The sequence below is a fragment of the Jatrophihabitans telluris genome (assembly GCF_023516435.1).
GTDB lineage: Bacteria > Actinomycetota > Actinomycetes > Mycobacteriales > Jatrophihabitantaceae > Jatrophihabitans_A > Jatrophihabitans_A telluris.
In genome coordinates, this window is record NZ_CP097332.1 from 3,352,807 (window position 1) to 3,370,261 (window position 17,455).

Consider the following 17,455-nt stretch of genomic DNA (forward strand, 5'->3'; position numbering starts at 1 on the left):
GGACCGGATCGTCCCGGCCGGATTGGATCGCCCGGCCACGGCCGAGTGTGCCGGACGCGCCTGGGTGCCACCTTTGGCTTGCCACCCGAGTCTGCCCGACCGCGCGTCGGTCAACCACTTCGGGTCGATCCGCCGTGCGCCGCCGTGAATCACCGACGGTGCAGAGTCACGGAATGCGGTGCGCACGTGGGGCCGGCGTCGCCCCGCGAGAGAAGCTGGGAAGCGTCACCGTGCCTGGATTCACGACGCCGACCACGTTCGCGGCGGGACCGGTTCGACCGGTCGGCCCGTACACGGTGGATGTGTGGCTGCCCAGCGCGCCGGCCGCGACCACGGCGCCGGCCGCGGCGATCAGCCCCACCGGCAGCGCGCCGCGACGGAGGAAGGGGTGCGCGGCGAAGGACGCCGCACCGGGTCGGTGGTGCCCATCGGAGCCGGATTCATCCTCGGAGTGCCCGCTGCGGTGCGGACTGCGCGAATGTGCCTGGCCCCCACCGCGCCCGTTCTGCTCGTCGTGCCGCTCCTGCCGAGCCGCGAGGCGCCCGGACGGATCATGCGCCACATACATCGCGGTGCCGTCCGGGCCGAGCGCCGTGGGCAGGCCGTGCGAGGTAGGCGGCAGCGGTGCCGACATCGGCAGGCCGGCCAGCCGGTCCAGCAGTCCGCTGGGCAACGGCGGGGCCACCGCGGAGCGAAGCATCATCGCGGTTTCCCGCTGGCCCCGGACCGCGTCCGCGCATTCGGCGCATTCGGCGCAGTGCCGCTCCGCCCGGGCCGTCGCGGCCGGGCTGAGCACACCGTCGGCGAAGGCGGCCACCGCATCCTCGGACAGATGCGGCAGGCCGAACACGCTGGGCATGGACATGATTTAGTTCGCTGCTCCGGACAGGGGTGAGTCGGTGGGCCGCACTCCGGGGGCCCGGTGGGCCAGGGCTTCACGCAGGAGCACCCGACCGCGGTGGATTCGTGATCGGACGGTGCCGACCTTGATCCCCAGGGTGAGCGCGATCTCTTCGTAGGTCAGGCCCTCGAGGTCGCACAACACGACGGCGGCGCGGAAGTCGGCGGGCAACGCGTCCAGGGCCCGCTGGACCTCCGGATCGAGGTTGTTCTGCTCGTAGGCCCGTTCGGGGCCGGCTTCGTCGGAGGCGAGCTTGTCCCCGGCGTCCTCGGCGAGGGCGTCGAAGCGGATCTTCTGCCGGCGCCGGACCATGTCGAGGAACAGGTTCGTGGTGATGCGGTGCAGCCAGCCCTCGAAGGTGCCCGGCGTGTAGTCGGCCAAAGACCGGAAAACCCGGACGAACGTCTCCTGGGTGAGGTCCTCGGCGTCGGCCCGGTTACCCGACAGTCGGTACGCCAGCCGGTACACCCGGTCGGCGTGCGCACGGACGATCTCATCCCAGCTCGGAGCCACCCAGGCGCCCGACGCCGGAACGTCGGTCACGGTGCCAGCTCCGCTGTCGCGGGACGTCGTCCCGCCCATCGAACTAGCCACACCAGGATTCAGCGTGGACATCGACAAGATCACCCCTCTGTACAACGTGCTCTGGCCCGGCTCGGTATCGGCCGGAAGTTCACCCTCCCAGTGCCCGCTGTGCGTCCGCTAAACGCCTCAGGACGCTCTCACGTTCCCGATCCGCGCGCACGGGCCGTTCGCAGGCTGCGGCCCACCGTCGCCGAGACCGAGCGGACGCGAGCACGTAGCGCCAGAGTCAGCGCGATTGTTCCCGTTCAGCCGATGTCTCAAACCCTCTAGGCTCTGCGCCGTGCACACCTTCACCGAGGCCAGCGCGGCAATGGCGCGAACGCTGGCCGATCTCTGCCTGGACCGGCTGGCCATGCAGGCCCCGCTGGACAACACCCTGACCCCGCAGCAGCTGGCCGAGCAGGCCGGCGCCACGGTGACCCGCGACGGGATCGGCGCCCAGCGGGCCGCCCAGTTGTGGGAGGACGTGCTCGCTCCGGCGTGCCTGTCGGTGGATCATCCCCGCTACCTCTCCTTCATCCCCGGCGCCCCCACCAAGGCCGCCGCGGCTTTCGACATGCTGGTCGGCGCCTCCAGCGTCTACGGCGGGTCCTGGCTGGAAGGCTCAGGCGCCGTCTACGCCGAGAACCAGGCCCTGCGCTGGATCGCCGACCTGGTCGGCCTGCCCGCCGAATCCGGCGGCGTCTTCGTCCAGGGCGGCACCATCGGCAACCTCTCGGCGCTGGTCGCGGCACGCGCGGCGATCCAGCACCGCCGCGGTGAACGCCCCGCCCGCTGGGCCGTGGTCGTCACCGGCGAAACCCACTCCTCGGTCAAGCACGCCCTGGAAACCGTCATGGACGTCGACATCGTCCTCGTGCCCGGCGACGAGCGCGGACGGCTGACCGGGGACGCGATCCGGCACCGGCTCACCGAACTGGACGCCGTCACCCGCGACAGCATCTTCGCCGTCGTGGCCACCGCCGGAACCACCAACCTCGGCGTCGTCGACGACATCGCCGGCATCGCCGACGTCGCCACCGAGCAGGGCTGGTGGCTGCACGTCGACGGCGCCTACGGCGGCGCCGGCCTGGCCGCACCCTCCGTCCGCCCGCTCTACGCCGGCATCGAACGTGCCGACTCCTTCATCGTCGACCCGCACAAATGGCTCTTCGCCCCCTACGACTGCTGCGCGCTGCTCTACCGCGACCCCGTCCTGGCCCGCGCCGCCCACACCCAGAAAGCCGGCTACCTCGACCCCGTCACCGTCGAGGGCGAATGGAACCCCAGCGACTTCTCCATCCAGCTCACCCGCCGCGCCCGCGGCCTGCCCTTCTGGTTCTCCCTGGCCGTGCACGGCACCGACGCCTACACCGCGGCGATCGAACAGACCCTGCACGTCACCCGCGCCGGGCGGCAGCTCATCGACGAAGCCGAGCACCTCAGACTGCTCGTCGAACCAGACCTGTCGGTCCTCATCTTCGAACGGATCGGCTGGACACCCCCCGACTACGCCCGCTGGAGCTCAGCCCTGCTCGACTCCGGACACGCCTTCGTCACCCCCACCCGGCATGGTGACCAGGTCTGCACCCGCTTTGCCATCGTCAACCCACAAACCTCCATCGACGATCTGGCCACCATCATCGATTCCTTGCGCTGAGGCCGGGTGAGTCGGGGATCGCAGAGCCTGCGCTCTCGGTAGAGTCTGGGTCCATGGTCGAGCCGTATCTGTCCGCCAGCAGCCTGAGTTACGCCGAGAACTTCATCGCCGAGGACGAGGCCACCGTCGCGGCCCGTGGCCGGGGCGAGGAACTCGGGTGTGTGCCCATCGGTCCGGCCGGGGGCGCGACCCTGCGTTTCCTGGCCGCGGTACTCAACGCGCGAGCCGTGGTCGAGCTCGGCACCGGAGCGGGCGTGTCCGGCCTGTGGCTGCTGGGCGGGATGCGGCCTGATGGCGTCCTGACCACCGTCGACACCGAGTCCGAGCACCAGCGCGCGGCCAAGGAGGCCTTCGGTGAAGCCGGAATCTCCCCGGGCCGCTACCGGCTGATCAACGGCAGTGCGGGCGAGGTGCTGCCGCGGCTCACCGATGGCGCTTACGACCTGGTGTTCATCGACGCCGACAAGACCGGCTACCCCGACTACCTGGAACAGGCCATCCGCCTGCTGCGTCCCGGTGGCGCGCTCGCGTTCGACAACGCCTTGTGGCACGACCGGGTGGCCGATCCGGGTCGCCGCGACGCCGACACCGTCGCGCTACGGGAACTGGGCAAGTCCGTGCGCGCCGACGAGCGTCTCGTACCCGCCTTGCTCGCGGTAGGCGACGGTTTGCTGGTCGCCGCCAAGCGTTAACCTCCGGCGGAGCGTTCGGCCAGCGCGGTCAAAACCGCCTGCACGACCGGACGGTCCTGACTGGAGGTCCGGGTGAGCGCCAGCAACCGGCGGCTCATCGGATCGCCGGCAAGCGGGCGCGTCTGCACATCGGCGACGTCGTCGGCGACCGCGAGCCGAGGCAGTACCGCCACCCCGTGTCCGGCCGCCACCGCGCGCACCAGCAACAACATGTCGTCGGTTTCCCACCGGACCTCCGGTTCGAAACCGGCCGAGCGGCAGGCTGCCCGTACCGCCTGGCCGCACGCGGCCTCGGCCGGCGGCATCACCCAGTGACGGTGGTTGAGATCGCCGAGCTTCACCTTTGCGCGCAGGGGGAAATCACCGGGCCGGCTCACCAGGACCAGCTCCTCCGTGGCCAGTTCCAGCAGCTGCAGGTAGTCAGGGATGGCAACGGGGACGCCGTCGTAGACGTCCACCACGGCCACGTCCAGATCGCCGTTCAGCAACGCCTCGATGCTGCGGGCGGGCTCGGCGACGGTCACGGTCAGATTCAGTTCCGGATGCAACCGGGCCAGCCGGTCGGCGGCCGGGCTCACCAGGGCGGCTCCCGCGGAGGCCACGGTTGCGACCCGGACCTCGCCGGCCAGCTCTCCGGTGAGACGTTCCAGGTCGGCGCTGGCCGATTCGAGCAGTTCCAGGATCGCGGTCGCGCGTTCGACGAGAACACGGCCGGGCCCGGTCAGCAACACACCCCTCGGCGTCCGGTCGAGCAGCGCCGCGCCCGCTTCGCGCTCGAGGATCGCCAGCTGCTGGGACACGGCCGACGGGGTCAGGCCGACCTCGCGAGCCGCCGCGGCGATCGACCCGCGGATGGCGACCTCGCGCAGCAACCTCAGCCGCGACACCTCCAGCGGTCGGGTCACGCGAACCTCCTGCGTCGCCGGCTCCGGCTCATACCCCGACCGGCGCCGTTACTTTCTCTAATTGCTTCTGGTTTACTAAGTTAAGCACAGCTACCTGCGGTCGGCCGGCGGCGATCCTGCCGGCGCCCGCGACGTAGAACGACGAAAGGAAACCCATGACCCGCTCGATCAATGAGGTTCGAGTCGTCGGCCTGGGCAAGGTGGGCGAACTCGTAGCCACTCTGCTCGCCGATTCCGGCTTCAGCGTCACCGCCTACGACGCCCGCGAACGCAGCGACCTGCCGTTCGCCACCAAGTCGCTGGACGTCCGGGATGCCCGCGCCCTGCGCGATGCCCTGACCGACGCCGACGCAGTCGTGTCCTGCTTGCCGTTCAACCTGAACCTGGGTGTGGCCGAAGCCGCTTTCGAGGTCGGTGTCCATTACTTCGACCTGACCGAGGACGTGCCCACCACCAACCGGGTGCTGGAGCTGTCGGCCCAGAACCCCAGCCACGTCATGGCCCCACAGTGCGGCCTGGCGCCCGGCTTGATCGGGATCATCGGATCCTCCTTGACCAAGAAGTTCACCGACATCCGCTCCATCGAGCTCAAGGTCGGCGCGCTGCCCCGGCACCCGTCCGGTCTGCTCGGTTACGCCTTCAACTGGTCCTCCGAGGGTGTGGTGAACGAGTACCTCAACGACTGCGAGGTCCTGCGGTCCGGCCACCGGCAGATGGTGCCGGCCATGACCGAGCACGAACGGGTCGTCATCGGCGGTATCGAACTCGAGGCCTCGCTGACCTCCGGCGGTCTGGGCACCATGTGCGAGACCTACGAGGGACGGGCCCAGCGTCTGGACTACAAGACGATGCGCTACCCGGGACACTTCGAGCTGATGCGCTTCTTCTTCGACGAGCTGGGGCTGCGGGAACGCCGTGAGCTGGCCGGCGAGATCCTGGTCAACGCCAAGCCGCCGACCAACGACGACGTGGTCTACCTGCACGCCGCCGTCGAGGGTGTGCAGAACGGCCAGCTCTTCCGCGAGAACTACGTCCGCGCCTACCAGCCGCTGGACATCAACGGGCGCAGCTGGCGCGCGATCTCCTGGACCACCGCCGCGTCCGCGGTCGCCGTGGTCGAGCTCGTCGCCGAAGGCCGGCTGCCCCAGTCGGGCTTCATCAAGCAGGAAGACATCCCGTTCGAGGCGTTGCTGTCGACCAAGAACGGTGTTCGCTTCGCCGAAGAGGGAAAGGTCTGATCAACATGGCTGAATCCACGTTCACGACCCATGACGAACTGAGCCAGACGCTGACTGCAGTGCTGGATCGCCTCGGCGTGGGCGACCCGTTCGTCGCGGCTGACCAGGGGGGCGCGACCATCACCGCCCGCTCCCCCATCACCGGTACCGAGTTCGGACTGCTCACCGCGCACACCGGTTCCGATGTCGCCGCGATCATCGAGCAGGCGCAGACGGCGTTCGAGCAGTGGCGCCTGGTGCCGGCACCCGTCCGCGGCAAGCTCGTCCGTGAGCTGGGCGAATTGCTTCGCGAGCACAAGGACGATCTCGGTGCGCTGGTCTCGATCGAGGCCGGCAAGATCACCTCCGAGGGCCTCGGCGAGGTCCAGGAAATGATCGACATCTGCGATCTCGCCGTCGGACTGTCCCGCCAGCTGTTCGGCCAGACCATCGCCACCGAACGGCCGGGCCACCGGATGATGGAGCAGTGGCACCCGCTCGGCGTCGTCGGCGTCATCTCGGCGTTCAACTTCCCCGTCGCGGTGTGGTCCTGGAACACCGCCCTCGCGCTGGTCTGCGGCGACGCGGTCGTCTGGAAGCCATCGGACAAGACCCCGCTCACCGCCCTTGCCTGCCAGGCGCTGATGAACGAGGCCGCCCGCCGCGTCGGCGCACCCGAGGGGTTGTCTCAACTGCTGCTCGGCGGCGTCGAGGTCGGCGAGGCCCTGGTCGACGACGCGCGCGTGGCCTTGCTCTCGGCCACCGGCTCGACGCGCATGGGTCGCGCCGTGGCGCCGCGCGTGGCGGGCCGTTTCGGCAAGCTGCTGCTGGAACTGGGCGGCAACAACGCCGCCATCGTGGCACCGAGCGCCGACCTGGACCTGGCCGTGCGCGGCATCGTGTTCTCCGCCGCCGGCACTGCCGGCCAGCGCTGCACCTCGCTGCGCCGGGTCATCGCGCACTCCTCGATCGTCGACGACCTGGTCGCCCGGCTGACGAGTGCCTACGCCAGCCTGCCGATCGGGTCACCGCTAGCAGCCGGCACGCTGGTCGGGCCACTGATCGACGCGGCCTCCTACGAGGGCTTCGGTAAAGCACTGGCCGCGGCTCAGGCCGACGGTGGGACGCTCGTCGTCGGTGGGGAACGGGTGCACGCCGAGGAGTCCGAGGACGCCTTCTACGTCCAGCCCGCCATCGTGACGATGGCCGCGCAGACCGACATCGTGAAGGCCGAGACGTTCGCCCCGATCCTGTACGTGCTCAGCTACGACTCCTTCGACGAGGCGATCGCGCTGCAGAACGACGTCGCGCAGGGCCTGTCGTCGGCGGTGTTCACCCTCAACGTCCGGGAGGCCGAACAGTTCGTGTCGGCCATCGGCTCGGACTGCGGCATCGCCAACGTCAACATCGGCCCGTCCGGCGCCGAGATCGGTGGCGCCTTCGGTGGGGAGAAGGAGACCGGCGGCGGCCGGGAGTCCGGCTCCGATGCGTGGAAGGCCTACATGCGCCGCACCACGAACACCGTGAACTACTCGACGGAACTGCCGTTGGCGCAAGGCGTCGAGTTCGTCTGACCCGTCCCCGCTCCCTCCCCCTCCCTCTCCCTCTCCCTCCCGGCTTTCGCGGCCCCAATACTCAGATTTTCGCAAAAAATTGAGTATTCGGGCCGCGAAATCCCGGAGAGGGGGGACGGACGGGGGGGGACGGACGGAGGGGGACGGGGTCGACGGAGGGGGAGGTCAGAGGCCGACGCGACGGGCGGCGAGTTCGATGCGCTCGTCGGGCTGGACGGCGGCGAGCCGGAGGAAACCAGTCGAGAACGGACCGTAGAAGTCCCCCGGGGAGCTGACCAATCCAGCCTTCTCGGCCAGCAATCGCGCCGCCGCCCAAGCGTCGCCATGCGGGGCAGCGACCCACAGGTAAAAGGCGCCCGCCGGCAGCTCGGCCTCGATCCCGACGGCGTTCAGGATCTGCCTGATCCGGACCATCCGATTCCAGTACCGCTGCCGCTGGACGGCCACGTGCTCATCATCGCCCAGCGCGATCGCCGCGGCCCGCTGGACCGGTCCGGGCGCCATCAAACCAGCGTGCTTGCGGACCTCGGACAGGTAGTGGACCAGCTCCGGATCGCCGGCGTAGAACCCGATCCGCGCGCCGGCGAAGTTGTCCCGCTTGGACAGTGAGTGAACGGCCAACAATCCCGCCGTACCCTCGCGCAGGATCGTGGTCGGTCCGGCGGCGTAGCTGAACTCGGCATAGCACTCATCCGAGAGAACCGGGATGCCGTGAGCCCGTCCCCACGCCGCGGCGGCGGGCAGGTCGTGCAGCTCGCCGGTCGGGTTGCTGGGCGAGTTCACCCATACGCACAGGGCCCTATCCGCATCAGCCGGAGCGATCTCGTCGAGCGACTGGTACGGCACCGCACGCAGCCCGGCCAGCGTGGCGCCCATTTCGTAAGTGGGGTAGCTGATGGCCGGGTACAGCACGGTGTCCAGGTCCGGACGGCGCAGCTTCAGGTACTGCGGCGTCGAGGCGACGAACTCCTTGGTCCCCACGCAGGCCGCTACCTCAGTACGCGCATCGATGCCGGCACCAAGACGTCGCTGGATCCAGTCCGCGGCCGCCTGCCGAAGGGCGAGGCTGCCCACCGAGGCAGGGTACCCACGGGCCAGGCGGTCGTCGGCCAGGGCGGCGATGACGTCCGGCGCAGGCGCATCGCACGGTGTCCCGATGGACAGGTCGACCGCGCCACCATCGTGCAGATCGGCGATCTTGGTGATCTCGTCCAGCCGGTCATACGGATAGGGCGGCGGGACGAACGGCGCGCTCATGAGATTTCCCTTTCCGATACGAAACGATCGTGTTCACCGACGTGCAGACCTCGGGCCAGCAGAACGGCCAGGTGCTCGCCTTCGCGGTCGGAAAGCTGCTCGAGTTGGGTCCGGCAGGAGAATCCGTCGGCGAGTACAGCGGTTGTGGAGGCAGCGGCGCGGACGGCGGGTAACAGGGCCGTCTCCGCAACGGCGACCGACACCTCGTAATGACCGCGCTCGACGCCGAAGTTGCCGGCAAGTCCGCAGCACCCACCGACCGTCTCCAGCTCGACCCCGGCGCGGGTCAGGAGCTTCTCGTCCGCGGCGAAACCCATCACGGCGTGCTGGTGGCAGTGCGGCTGGGCCAGGGCAATCGTCCCCGCCAAGGCCGGCGGCTGCCAGTCCCGCTCGATGAGCAGTTCGGCCAGCGTTCGTACGGCTGTCCTGGCCTGGCGCGCCCGCTCGTCAGTGGGCAGAAGTTCACTCGCGTCCGATCGGAACACCGCGGTGCAGGACGGTTCCAGCCCCACGATCGGGATACCTTCGGCCAATGCGGGCGCCAGCGCGTCCAGGCTGCGGGTCAACTGCTTGCGCGCGCCGTCCAGTTGCCCGGTCGAGATCCAGGTCAGGCCACAGCAGACGGCGGCTTCCGGGATCCGCACCGAGAACCCGGCGTCTTCCAGCACGGTCACCGCCGCGATCCCGACCTCGGGCGAGAATCCGTTGGTGAACGTGTCCAGCCACAGCATGACCGGATCCCCCTGCGCCGCGGGGTGATCGGCGAACCAGCGCCGGAACGACACCGGCGCGAACTGCGGAAGCGGGCGACGGTCGTCGATACCGCCGAGCCGTTTGGCCAATCGCGCCAGGGGTTTCGGCTTCAGGCTGCCGTTGGCGACGGCCGCCATGGCGCGCGAGGAGGTGGCGATCCGGGTCCAGCGCGGCAGCCAGCCGAGCGCGTAGTGCGACATGGGCCGGAGCTTGCCCCGATACCGCTGGTAGAGCGCCTCGGCCTTGTAAGTGGCCATGTCGACACCGGCCGGGCAGTCCGAGCTGCAGCCCTTGCAGGACAGGCACAGGTCCAGCGCCTGTTCGACCTCCGGAGACTGCCAGCCGCCGGTGATGACGCTGCCGTTGGCGAGTTCCTGCAGCACCCGGGCCCGGCCTCGCGTCGAGTGGGTCTCATCGCCGGTCGCGAGGTAGGACGGACACATCACGCCGCCGGTGCCGGTGGTGTCGGCCCGGCACTTGCCCACCCCGACGCACCGATGCACGGCGGTCGTGAAGGAGCCCGAGTCGTGCGGGTAGCTGAAGCCCAGGCCGGTGGTGAGCGGCCTGGCCTGGGGCAACCGGAGGTCCACGTCCACCGGCGCCGGGTTGACCAGCACGCCGGGATTGAGCTGGTCGGCCGGGTCGAAGATGTGCTTGACGGCCCCGAAGAGCGCGATGGCTTCGGGGGAATACATGGCCGGCAACAATTCGCTGCGAGCCCGCCCGTCGCCGTGCTCCCCCGACATGGAGCCGCCGTAGGAAGCCACCAGCCGAGCCGCCTCGAGCAGGAACCGGCGCACGTCCGCGGGCCGGCCGGCCAACGGCAGATCGAGTCGCACGTGGACGCAGCCGTCGCCCAGATGGCCGTAGATGAGTCCGTCGAGGCGATGATCGGCGAGCAGAGCGTTGAAATCGCGAAGATAGCCGCCCAGCTTGTCCGGAGGTACCGCCGCGTCCTCCCACCCCGGCCACGCCGGTTCGTTCGACGGGGTCCGGCCCGCCAGGCCGGCGCCGTCCTCCCGGATGCGCCAAAGCCTGCGCGCGTCCTCGCCGAAAACGACCGTGGAATCCTGTGCGTGGGCCTGGTCGACGAACGCCTGCGCGGCCGCGTTCGCCTCGGCCTGGGACTGGCCTCCGGTCTCGACGAACAGCCAGCCACCGCCCTTGGGCAGGTTCGGCGCCGCACCCGGACCGCGCCGGCGGATGAGGACCTCCACCAGCCTTCGGTCCATCCCCTCCAGCGCGAGCGGTTGCAGGGGCAGTAGGGCGGGGACGGCCTCGGCCGCGACGGCCATGTCGGGATAGGCCAGGACGGCCAGGGCGGTGAAGGGCGCTGCCTGGACCAGGTTCACCGTCGCTTCGGTGAGTACAGCGAGGGTGCCTTCGGTCCCGGCCAGGAATCGCGCCAGGTTCGCGCCGCGCTCGGGCAGCAGGTGTTCGAGGGAGTACCCGGAGGCCTGCCGGGAGAACCGCGCGAACTCGGTCCGGATGACGGCGAGGTTGTCGGCGACCAGGCGCGAGAGTCGGGCTCCGACGGGATCGGCCAACTCCGCGAGCAGGCCCGCGTGCAGCGGCCGGCCGTCGGCCAGCAGCACTTGCAGCGAGGCGATGTTGTCAGCCGTCTTGCCGTAGGCCAGCGCGTGCGCACCGCAGGCGTTGTTGCCGATCATTCCGCCGATCGTGCAGCGGGACTGTGTCGATGGGTCGGGCCCGAACCGCAGGCCGTGGCGAGCGGCCTGTTGCTGCAGGGTGGCCAGGACGACACCGGGCTGGACGACGGCAGTCCGGGCGTCGGGATCGATGGCGACGACCTGGTTGAGATGCCGGGAGAAATCCAGGATGACGCCCGGGCCGACGGCGTTGCCGGCGCATGAGGTGCCCGCTCCGCGAGCGGTGATCGGTGCGCCGTTCGCCGCGGCTACCTGGAGCGTGGCCGCCACCTCGTCGGCGCTGCGCGGGAAGACCACCACCTGCGGGACGACGCGGTAGTTGGAGGCATCGCTGGAGTACTCGGCGCGGCGACGGGTGGAGGAATCGACCTCGGTGATACCGGCGGCTCGCAGCTCGCCGGCCAACTCCTCGGGGGTCACCCGCTCATTCTCCCCGATCGGGTCATCACCATTTCCCGCCGACCCCACCGTTGAGGTTGCCCTTGTTGCCAGCCTCCCCCCGTTGAGGTTGCCCTCGTTGCCAGCCTCCCCCCGTTGAGGTTGCCCTCGTTGCCAGCCTCCCCCCGTTGAGGTTGCCCTTGTTGCCAGCCTCCCCCCGTTGAGGTTGCCCTTGTTGCCAGCCTCCCCCCGTTGAGGTTGCCCTTGTTGCCAGCCCCACCGAGCGTGGCATCCGCACCGATCAGCTGCGCGAGCGCGGCAACCGGTGACCAGCTCGACGGGCCGATTTGCCACGAAAAGGCGCGAGCGTCCACATGATCGCCGAGGGTCGGTACCGTAACCTCGACCGCCTGTCCGCGTTGGTTATCACGTGACCGTCCTGGAGGCTCCCGTCGTCCGCGAGACCGAATCAACCGTCCCCGAAGGAACGGACCGCACCCCTCAGCGCACCCGGCTCGGCTCAGCGATCCCGGCAGCCGTCCCCTTGGCAGTCCTCGCCGTCGTGCTGGCGGCGTTGCTCGGCGTTCTCCTCGTGGTCGACCAGCGGCCGAGCCGTCCGAGCCTGAGCCGCTCCGAGGTGGCCGCTATGAACGCCGCCCCGGGCCTGCTCGACAACTTCACCACCTACCGGCGCGCCAGCTTCGAGGCGGATTGGCAACGCTGCCTGAGCTCCCTCACCGGCGACATCAAGACGCAGCAGCAGGCCCGCAAGGCCAGCACCTTGAAGGCCCTGACCACCAGCAAGGCAGACCTACAGGGTCAGGTGGGCAAGGTTGCCGTCGCCGGCTCGTCCGGCCATTCCGTTCAACTCGTGGCGGTCCTGACCGGATACCAGGTTCAGTCGGCGACCAAGAAGACCGTGATCTCGACCAGCCAGCTGTCGGTCACGCTGACCGACGTGTCGGGTACCTGGCTGATCAGCGATCTGGCCAACACGGGAGTGTCATGACCGCCCCCGACAAGCCCGGCAATCCGCGGCGGCGGCGGCTGTCGGCTGCGGTCGGCGTAGCGCCCCTGAGCGGACGCAGCGACGATGAGCGCACACCGAAGACGTCCGGCACTGATTCCAGCACCGGTCACAGCGTGGACGACAGCCCGAGCGTTGGCCCCGGCGCGGGCCCTGCCGAGAGCCTGAGCCGCCGTCCGGAGGCCGATCCGGGTTCGAGCGAAGAGCCGAGGCCGACACCTCGCTGGCGCTGGGCTAGCGCCGCCGTCGCCGCCGTCGCCGCCGCAATCGTGCTTGTCCTGGCAATACTCGATCTGACCCTGTTCGTCCATCACCAGAATCAGCCGTCCGCCTCGGCCGAACGCGATCAGTTACTGGCCCAGGCCAAGACCGCCACGGCGGCGCTGATGAGTTATGACTACCGGCACCTGGACCTCGACTTGAGCAAGAACCTGCCGAACCTGACGGACAGTTTCGCGGCCGACTATCGCAAGAGCCTCACCCAGGACATCAAGCCGACGGCGATCGCACAGAAGGTTGTCGCCGTGGGACAGGTGACGGGCGCCGGCGTCGAGTCGGTGTCCTCGGACGGCACCTCGGCCACGGTGCTGGTGTTCGGGCTGCGTGCGACGACGAGTACGGCCAGCACCACCGCTCAGACCGACCCCGAACGTTTCGAGTTGACGCTGATCGACAAGCAGGGACGGTGGCTGGTGGACCGGGTCGCGTCGGCGTGACGGTCCCGGCTCAGGTGGCGAAATACTCCGGCGGCGCGGTGCCGTCCAGAGCCAGCGACAGGGCCGCGCGGGCCGCGATCGGTCCCACCAGGTTGCCGGTTCCGTTGTAGCCACCGCAGGCGACCACGCCTGGACGAACCTCGGTGACCAACGGCCGGGCATCGGCGGTATAGCCGACCGAGGCCGCCCAGCGGTGCGTGACCGTGATCGGTTGCCCCGCGAACCGAGCGGCGATCGTCTCGATCCAGTCCTGCACGTCTGGTGTCGGATCGGTGTCGGTAGTCCATTCGTCGGCGGCGAACCGGTCCCGGCCGCCGCCGATGAAGATGCGGCCGGACGGGTCCTGCTGGGCATAGTCGTAACCCCAACGGCCGTAGACCGGGCACGGCAGGCGTCCGGGGCGTACCGGGGCGGTCGCGAGCATCTGTAGCCGGGTGGTGCGAACGCGACCGGCCAGTTCCGGCAGCACAAGATCAAGGCGCCCATCTACCGCGATGACGATTGCTCCCGCGTTGACCCGTCCGCCGGTCGTGACCACCGACCCGGATTCGACCGAGGTCATCGGGGTGTTCTCGAACAGCCGGGCGTGGCCGCCGTAGAGATCAGCCAGGGCCAGGGCCCGGCGGGCGGGGTTCATCGCCGCGTCGTCGGGCAGGTAAAGGCCCCGGCCGAGCTCGCCGTCGTAGCGTTCGACCGCGATGCCGTGGTGGGTCAGAACCCGGAATTGCTCGTCGCAGTCGGTGGATTCGACTTCCCGGTCAGCGGCCTCGGCTGTCGTTTCGGGCTCGCCCGGCAGGCCGGCCAGCCGGATCGAGCCGACCTGGCGGATGACATCAGGTCCGAGCAGGTCCGACAATGCCCTTATCTCGGCGAGAGTTTCTCGATAGAGGGCCAACGCCGACTCGATCCCCCAGCCGGCCCCGGCCTGGTGGACCGCGATCGCCGGGCCGCCGAGCAGAAAGCCACCATTGCGTCCGGCCGCGCCGGCGGCGACCCGCCCGGCGTCGATGCCCACGACCGAGAGGCCGCGGCGCAGTGCCTCTCCTACCGCGGCGAGTCCGCTACCGCCGAGGCCGATCACGCAGACGTCGGCGGTCACCTCGGTGTCGAGGCTCGGTCGGCGCGCTGTGGCGGCCACGACCGGGTCGGCATCCCATCCGACGGTGCTCTCGATCGACTCGTGCACAACCATGCGGTCATCCTGCCAAACGTGTTCGGCTTGCGTCGACCGACCACAAGGCCCTTGAGGTTGCCCTCGTTGCTGAACCTCGGCGCGCAACAAGGGCAACCTCAACGCAACTCGGCGCGCAACAAGGGCAACCTCAACGCAACTCGGCGCGCAACAAGGGCAACCTCAACGCAGCTTGGCGCGCAACAAGGGCAACCTCGACGGGGACGGGTTAGAGGACCTTCGACAGGAAGGACTTGGTGCGCTCGTGCTGGGGGTTGCTCAGGACTTCCCGGGGCGGGCCGGCCTCCACGACGACGCCGCCGTCCATGAACACCAGATGGTCCCCGACCTCGCGAGCGAAGCCCATCTCATGGGTCACGACGATCATGGTCATGCCGTTGTCCGCGAGCTTGCGCATCACGTCGAGGACCTCGCCGACAAGCTCGGGGTCCAGGGCTGAGGTCGGCTCGTCGAAGAGCATCAGCTTGGGCTCCATGGCCAGCGCCCGGGCGATTGCCACCCGCTGCTGCTGACCACCCGACAGCTGCGCCGGGTACGCCGTGGCTTTCTCGGCCAGGCCGACCTGGGCCAGCAGCTCCCGGCCGCGGGCCAGGGCCTCGCTCTTCTTCTGCCGCTTGACCTGCATCGGCGCCTCGATGATGTTCTCCAGCGCGGTCATGTGCGGGAACAGGTTGAACCGCTGGAACACCATGCCGATGTCGCGGCGCTGGGCCGCGGCTCGCTTGGGGTGCAGTTCGTGCAGCTTGTTGCCACGTTCCTCGTAACCGACCAGCTCGCCATCGACGTACAGGCGTCCGGCGGTGACCTTCTCCAGGTGGTTGATGCACCGCAGGAAGGTCGACTTGCCCGAGCCGGACGGCCCGATCAGGCACATGACCTCCTTCGGCTTGACCTGCAACGAGATGCCCTTGAGCACCTGCAGGGCGCCGAAGTGCTTCTGCACCCCCCGCGCGTCGACCATCAGTTTCGAGTCCGGGGTACTCAATGGGTGCCTCCCAGGTGATTGGCGCCGAGATCCTGTGCGTCGGCCAGTGCCTGCAGCTGCTTCGAGGTGAGCTTGCGCGAGGCACCGCGGGCGAAGTACCGCTCCAGGTAGTACTGACCCACCATGAGCACACTGGTCACGGCCAGGTACCACGCCGACGCCACCAGCAACAGCGGAATCGGTCGGTACAGCACACCACCGATCTGACGCGAGACCGAGTAGAGGTCGGTCGTCAGCGGCACGCCCACCACGAGCGATGTCGTCTTGAGCATGCTGATGACCTCGTTGCCCGTGGGCGGAATGATCACCCGCATGGCCTGGGGAAGGACGACTCGCCACATCGTCCGTCCCCAGGTCATGGCCAGGGCGATCGCGGCCTCGTGCTGGCCTTCATCCACCGAGCCGATGCCGGCCCGCACGATCTCGGCCATGTAGGCGGCCTCGTTCAGGCCGAGCCCCAGGAACGCCATGACGAAGGGCGTCAGCCACGACCCGGTCTTGAGGTGGGTGAACTGCACCATGAACGGCACGCCGAGGTCGATCTGCTTGTAGATCGTGGTGATAAGGCCCCAGAACACCAGCTGCACGTAGATCGGTGTGCCGCGGAAGATCCACAGGTACAGCCACGCCACGCTCTTGAGCACCGGGTTGTCCGACATGCGCATCACGGCCAGCACGATGCCCAGCGCGATCGCGATCGCCATCGAGATGACGGTCAGCTCCAGCGTGACCAGCGCGGCCTGGGAGATCCGCTGGTCGAACAGGTACTGGAAGAACGTGTGCCACTCGTAGGCGCTGTTGGTGGCCGCCCCGTACACGAACAGGGCCAGCAGCACGATCAGGATGACGGCGACCACGAGGCGGCCGGGGCGCCGTAGTGGTACCGCCTTGATCGGATCGTCGGCGTTGGTTCCCGCGGCTGTCGTGGTCGTCGTCATCGACGTCAGCCCAGCGCGCCGTTGGTCTTTGCCTGGGTGATCTCGCCGGCGTCGTTGCCCCAGTTGGCGCAGATCGTCTTGTAGGTGCCGTCGTCCATCAGCGACTGCAGGGCTTTCTGGATCGCCTGAACGAGAGCACTGTTCTTCGCCATCGGGTATCCGTAGGGCGCGGCGTCGTAGATGCTGCCCGCGAGCTTGAGCTTGCCGCCGCTCTGCTTCACGCCGTAGGCGGTGACCGGGGAGTCGGCGACGAAGGCGTCGGCCTTGCCCAGAATTACCGCGGTCGTCGCATCGTCCTGCTTGTCGTACTTGAGCTTGACGATCGCCTTCTTGCCGGCGGCGGTGCACTTCTTGCTTCGGGCGGGCACGTCATCGGTGTCCTGGATCGTGCCGGTCTGGACCGCTACCTTCAGCCCGCAGGCGCTGTCCGGGTTCACGCTGGAGCTGGTCGGAGCGCCCCACTGGCTGCCGGCGTTGAAGTAGTCGACGAAGTCGACGGTCTTCTCGCGGGTCTTGTTGTCGGTGAACGACGACACCCCGATGTCGTACTTGCCGCCGGTGATGCCGGGAATGATGTTGTCGAAGGTCGACTCGGTGTACTGGGCCTTGAGGCCCAGCTTGGCGGCGATGGCGTCCATCAGGTCGACGTCGAAGCCGACGATCTTGCCGGAGGAGTCCTTGTACTCGTTCGGCGCGTAGGTGGGGTCGATGCCCACCTTGATGACCCCGGCACTCTTGATGCTCGCGGGGACCAGCGAACTCAGGTCGGCCGCCTTCGACACCGTCGGCGTCGGCTTCGGCGCGCTGCCGCCCCCCTCGTTGTTCTTGGCGCAAGCGCTCAAAGCAAGCGAGCCGACCGCGGCGAGCGCGGCAATCGTGACGAACGAACGTCGGTTGAACACAGTCGTGGGACCTCCGGGTGGACAGAATTGGTCGGACGGAACTCTAGGGCGTCGTTGTAGCGCAGACGTCAAGTTCGGGGCTCCCGCAACGGAACCGTAACCCCAGGAAGCACAATTGTTTCCA

Annotated in this window: 16 protein-coding genes; 7 read left to right on the top strand and 9 right to left on the bottom strand. The window is 68.9% G+C overall.

Annotation, left to right across the window (positions count from 1 at the left end; translation table 11 throughout):
- Positions 1–166: 166 nt before the first annotated feature.
- On the bottom strand, positions 167–865 hold the full coding sequence (locus M6D93_RS15435) for an anti-sigma factor family protein (protein ID WP_249770447.1): 699 nt from the start codon (positions 863–865) through the stop codon (positions 167–169).
- Positions 866–868: 3 nt separating this feature from the next.
- Positions 869–1,483: an RNA polymerase sigma factor SigE gene (gene sigE, locus M6D93_RS15440; RefSeq protein ID WP_347343669.1), complete on the bottom strand. Its 615-nt coding sequence runs from the start codon at positions 1,481–1,483 to the stop codon at positions 869–871.
- Here sigE and M6D93_RS15445 point away from each other — a divergent pair.
- From M6D93_RS15445 to M6D93_RS15455, 3 genes are all read left to right on the top strand, one after another.
- Entirely contained in the window at positions 1,446–1,607 is a 162-nt protein-coding gene (locus M6D93_RS15445) for a hypothetical protein (protein ID WP_249770451.1), read from the top strand. The two genes, sigE and M6D93_RS15445, sit on opposite strands and share 38 nt — an antisense overlap.
- Positions 1,608–1,766: 159 nt before the next feature.
- On the top strand, positions 1,767–3,125 hold the full coding sequence (locus tag M6D93_RS15450) for a pyridoxal phosphate-dependent decarboxylase family protein (RefSeq protein ID WP_249770453.1): 1,359 nt from the start codon (positions 1,767–1,769) through the stop codon (positions 3,123–3,125).
- Between the two features lie 53 nt (positions 3,126–3,178).
- Complete coding sequence (locus M6D93_RS15455; RefSeq protein WP_249770455.1) at positions 3,179–3,817, top strand: O-methyltransferase; 639 nt, start codon at positions 3,179–3,181, stop codon at positions 3,815–3,817.
- Here M6D93_RS15455 and M6D93_RS15460 read toward each other — a convergent pair.
- Complete coding sequence (locus M6D93_RS15460) at positions 3,814–4,722, bottom strand: LysR family transcriptional regulator (protein ID WP_249770457.1); 909 nt, start codon at positions 4,720–4,722, stop codon at positions 3,814–3,816. The genes M6D93_RS15455 and M6D93_RS15460 overlap by 4 nt on opposite strands.
- Positions 4,723–4,877: 155 nt before the next feature.
- On the opposite strand from M6D93_RS15460, the gene M6D93_RS15465 reads away from it, so the two are divergent.
- Entirely contained in the window at positions 4,878–5,960 is a 1,083-nt protein-coding gene (locus tag M6D93_RS15465; RefSeq protein ID WP_249770459.1) for a saccharopine dehydrogenase family protein, read from the top strand.
- A gap of 5 nt (positions 5,961–5,965) precedes the next feature.
- Complete coding sequence (gene amaB, locus M6D93_RS15470; RefSeq protein WP_249770461.1) at positions 5,966–7,513, top strand: L-piperidine-6-carboxylate dehydrogenase; 1,548 nt, start codon at positions 5,966–5,968, stop codon at positions 7,511–7,513.
- 165 nt (positions 7,514–7,678) lie between these two features.
- Here the strand turns inward: amaB and M6D93_RS15475 are convergent, their stop codons facing one another.
- Together M6D93_RS15475 and M6D93_RS15480 are read right to left on the bottom strand one after the other, a co-directional pair.
- Positions 7,679–8,770, bottom strand: a complete 1,092-nt coding sequence (locus M6D93_RS15475; protein ID WP_249770463.1) for an aminotransferase class I/II-fold pyridoxal phosphate-dependent enzyme — start codon at positions 8,768–8,770, stop codon at positions 7,679–7,681.
- Positions 8,767–11,613, bottom strand: a complete 2,847-nt coding sequence (locus M6D93_RS15480; protein WP_249770465.1) for an FAD-binding and (Fe-S)-binding domain-containing protein — start codon at positions 11,611–11,613, stop codon at positions 8,767–8,769. Before M6D93_RS15480 ends, M6D93_RS15475 begins: the two co-directional genes overlap by 4 nt.
- 388 nt (positions 11,614–12,001) lie before the next feature.
- Here M6D93_RS15480 and M6D93_RS15485 point away from each other — a divergent pair, with 388 nt between their 5' ends.
- Positions 12,002–12,580 carry a hypothetical protein gene (locus M6D93_RS15485; RefSeq protein WP_249770467.1) on the top strand — a complete coding sequence of 193 codons (579 nt, stop codon included), beginning with the start codon at positions 12,002–12,004 and terminating at the stop codon, positions 12,578–12,580.
- The gene (locus M6D93_RS15490) at positions 12,577–13,314 is read left to right on the top strand and encodes a hypothetical protein (protein WP_249770469.1); all 738 of its coding nucleotides are present in this window, start codon (positions 12,577–12,579) and stop codon (positions 13,312–13,314) included. Before M6D93_RS15485 ends, M6D93_RS15490 begins: the two co-directional genes overlap by 4 nt.
- A gap of 10 nt (positions 13,315–13,324) precedes the next feature.
- Here M6D93_RS15490 and M6D93_RS15495 read toward each other — a convergent pair whose 3' ends face one another.
- The 4 genes from M6D93_RS15495 to M6D93_RS15510 all read right to left on the bottom strand — a co-directional run bounded on the left by M6D93_RS15495 (position 13,325) and on the right by M6D93_RS15510 (position 17,331).
- Entirely contained in the window at positions 13,325–14,506 is a 1,182-nt protein-coding gene (locus M6D93_RS15495; protein WP_249770471.1) for an NAD(P)/FAD-dependent oxidoreductase, read from the bottom strand.
- A gap of 208 nt (positions 14,507–14,714) precedes the next feature.
- A complete protein-coding gene (locus M6D93_RS15500) occupies positions 14,715–15,467 on the bottom strand; it encodes an amino acid ABC transporter ATP-binding protein (protein ID WP_249774217.1) in 753 nt (250 codons plus the stop codon).
- Positions 15,468–15,487: 20 nt separating this feature from the next.
- Positions 15,488–16,429 carry an amino acid ABC transporter permease gene (locus M6D93_RS15505; RefSeq protein WP_249770473.1) on the bottom strand — a complete coding sequence of 314 codons (942 nt, stop codon included), beginning with the start codon at positions 16,427–16,429 and terminating at the stop codon, positions 15,488–15,490.
- A 5-nt stretch (positions 16,430–16,434) separates the two neighbouring features.
- Entirely contained in the window at positions 16,435–17,331 is an 897-nt protein-coding gene (locus M6D93_RS15510; RefSeq protein WP_249770475.1) for an ABC transporter substrate-binding protein, read from the bottom strand.
- Between the last annotated feature and the right edge of the window lie 124 nt (positions 17,332–17,455).

Bases quoted from the DNA above. Each gene is read 5' to 3' on its own strand.
- M6D93_RS15500 (WP_249774217.1), bottom strand. From the start codon at position 15,467: ATGGTCGACGCGCGGGGGGTGCAGAAGCACTTCGGCGCCCTGCAGGTG.
- M6D93_RS15505 (WP_249770473.1), bottom strand. From the start codon at position 16,429: ATGACGACGACCACGACAGCCGCGGGAACCAACGCCGACGATCCGATC.
- M6D93_RS15455 (WP_249770455.1), top strand. From the start codon at position 3,179: ATGGTCGAGCCGTATCTGTCCGCCAGCAGCCTGAGTTACGCCGAGAAC.
- amaB (WP_249770461.1), top strand. From the start codon at position 5,966: ATGGCTGAATCCACGTTCACGACCCATGACGAACTGAGCCAGACGCTG.
- M6D93_RS15465 (WP_249770459.1), top strand. From the start codon at position 4,878: ATGACCCGCTCGATCAATGAGGTTCGAGTCGTCGGCCTGGGCAAGGTG.
- M6D93_RS15490 (WP_249770469.1), top strand. From the start codon at position 12,577: ATGACCGCCCCCGACAAGCCCGGCAATCCGCGGCGGCGGCGGCTGTCG.
- M6D93_RS15475 (WP_249770463.1), bottom strand. From the start codon at position 8,770: ATGAGCGCGCCGTTCGTCCCGCCGCCCTATCCGTATGACCGGCTGGAC.
- sigE (WP_347343669.1), bottom strand. From the start codon at position 1,483: ATGGGCGGGACGACGTCCCGCGACAGCGGAGCTGGCACCGTGACCGAC.
- M6D93_RS15435 (WP_249770447.1), bottom strand. From the start codon at position 865: ATGTCCATGCCCAGCGTGTTCGGCCTGCCGCATCTGTCCGAGGATGCG.
- M6D93_RS15495 (WP_249770471.1), bottom strand. From the start codon at position 14,506: ATGGTTGTGCACGAGTCGATCGAGAGCACCGTCGGATGGGATGCCGAC.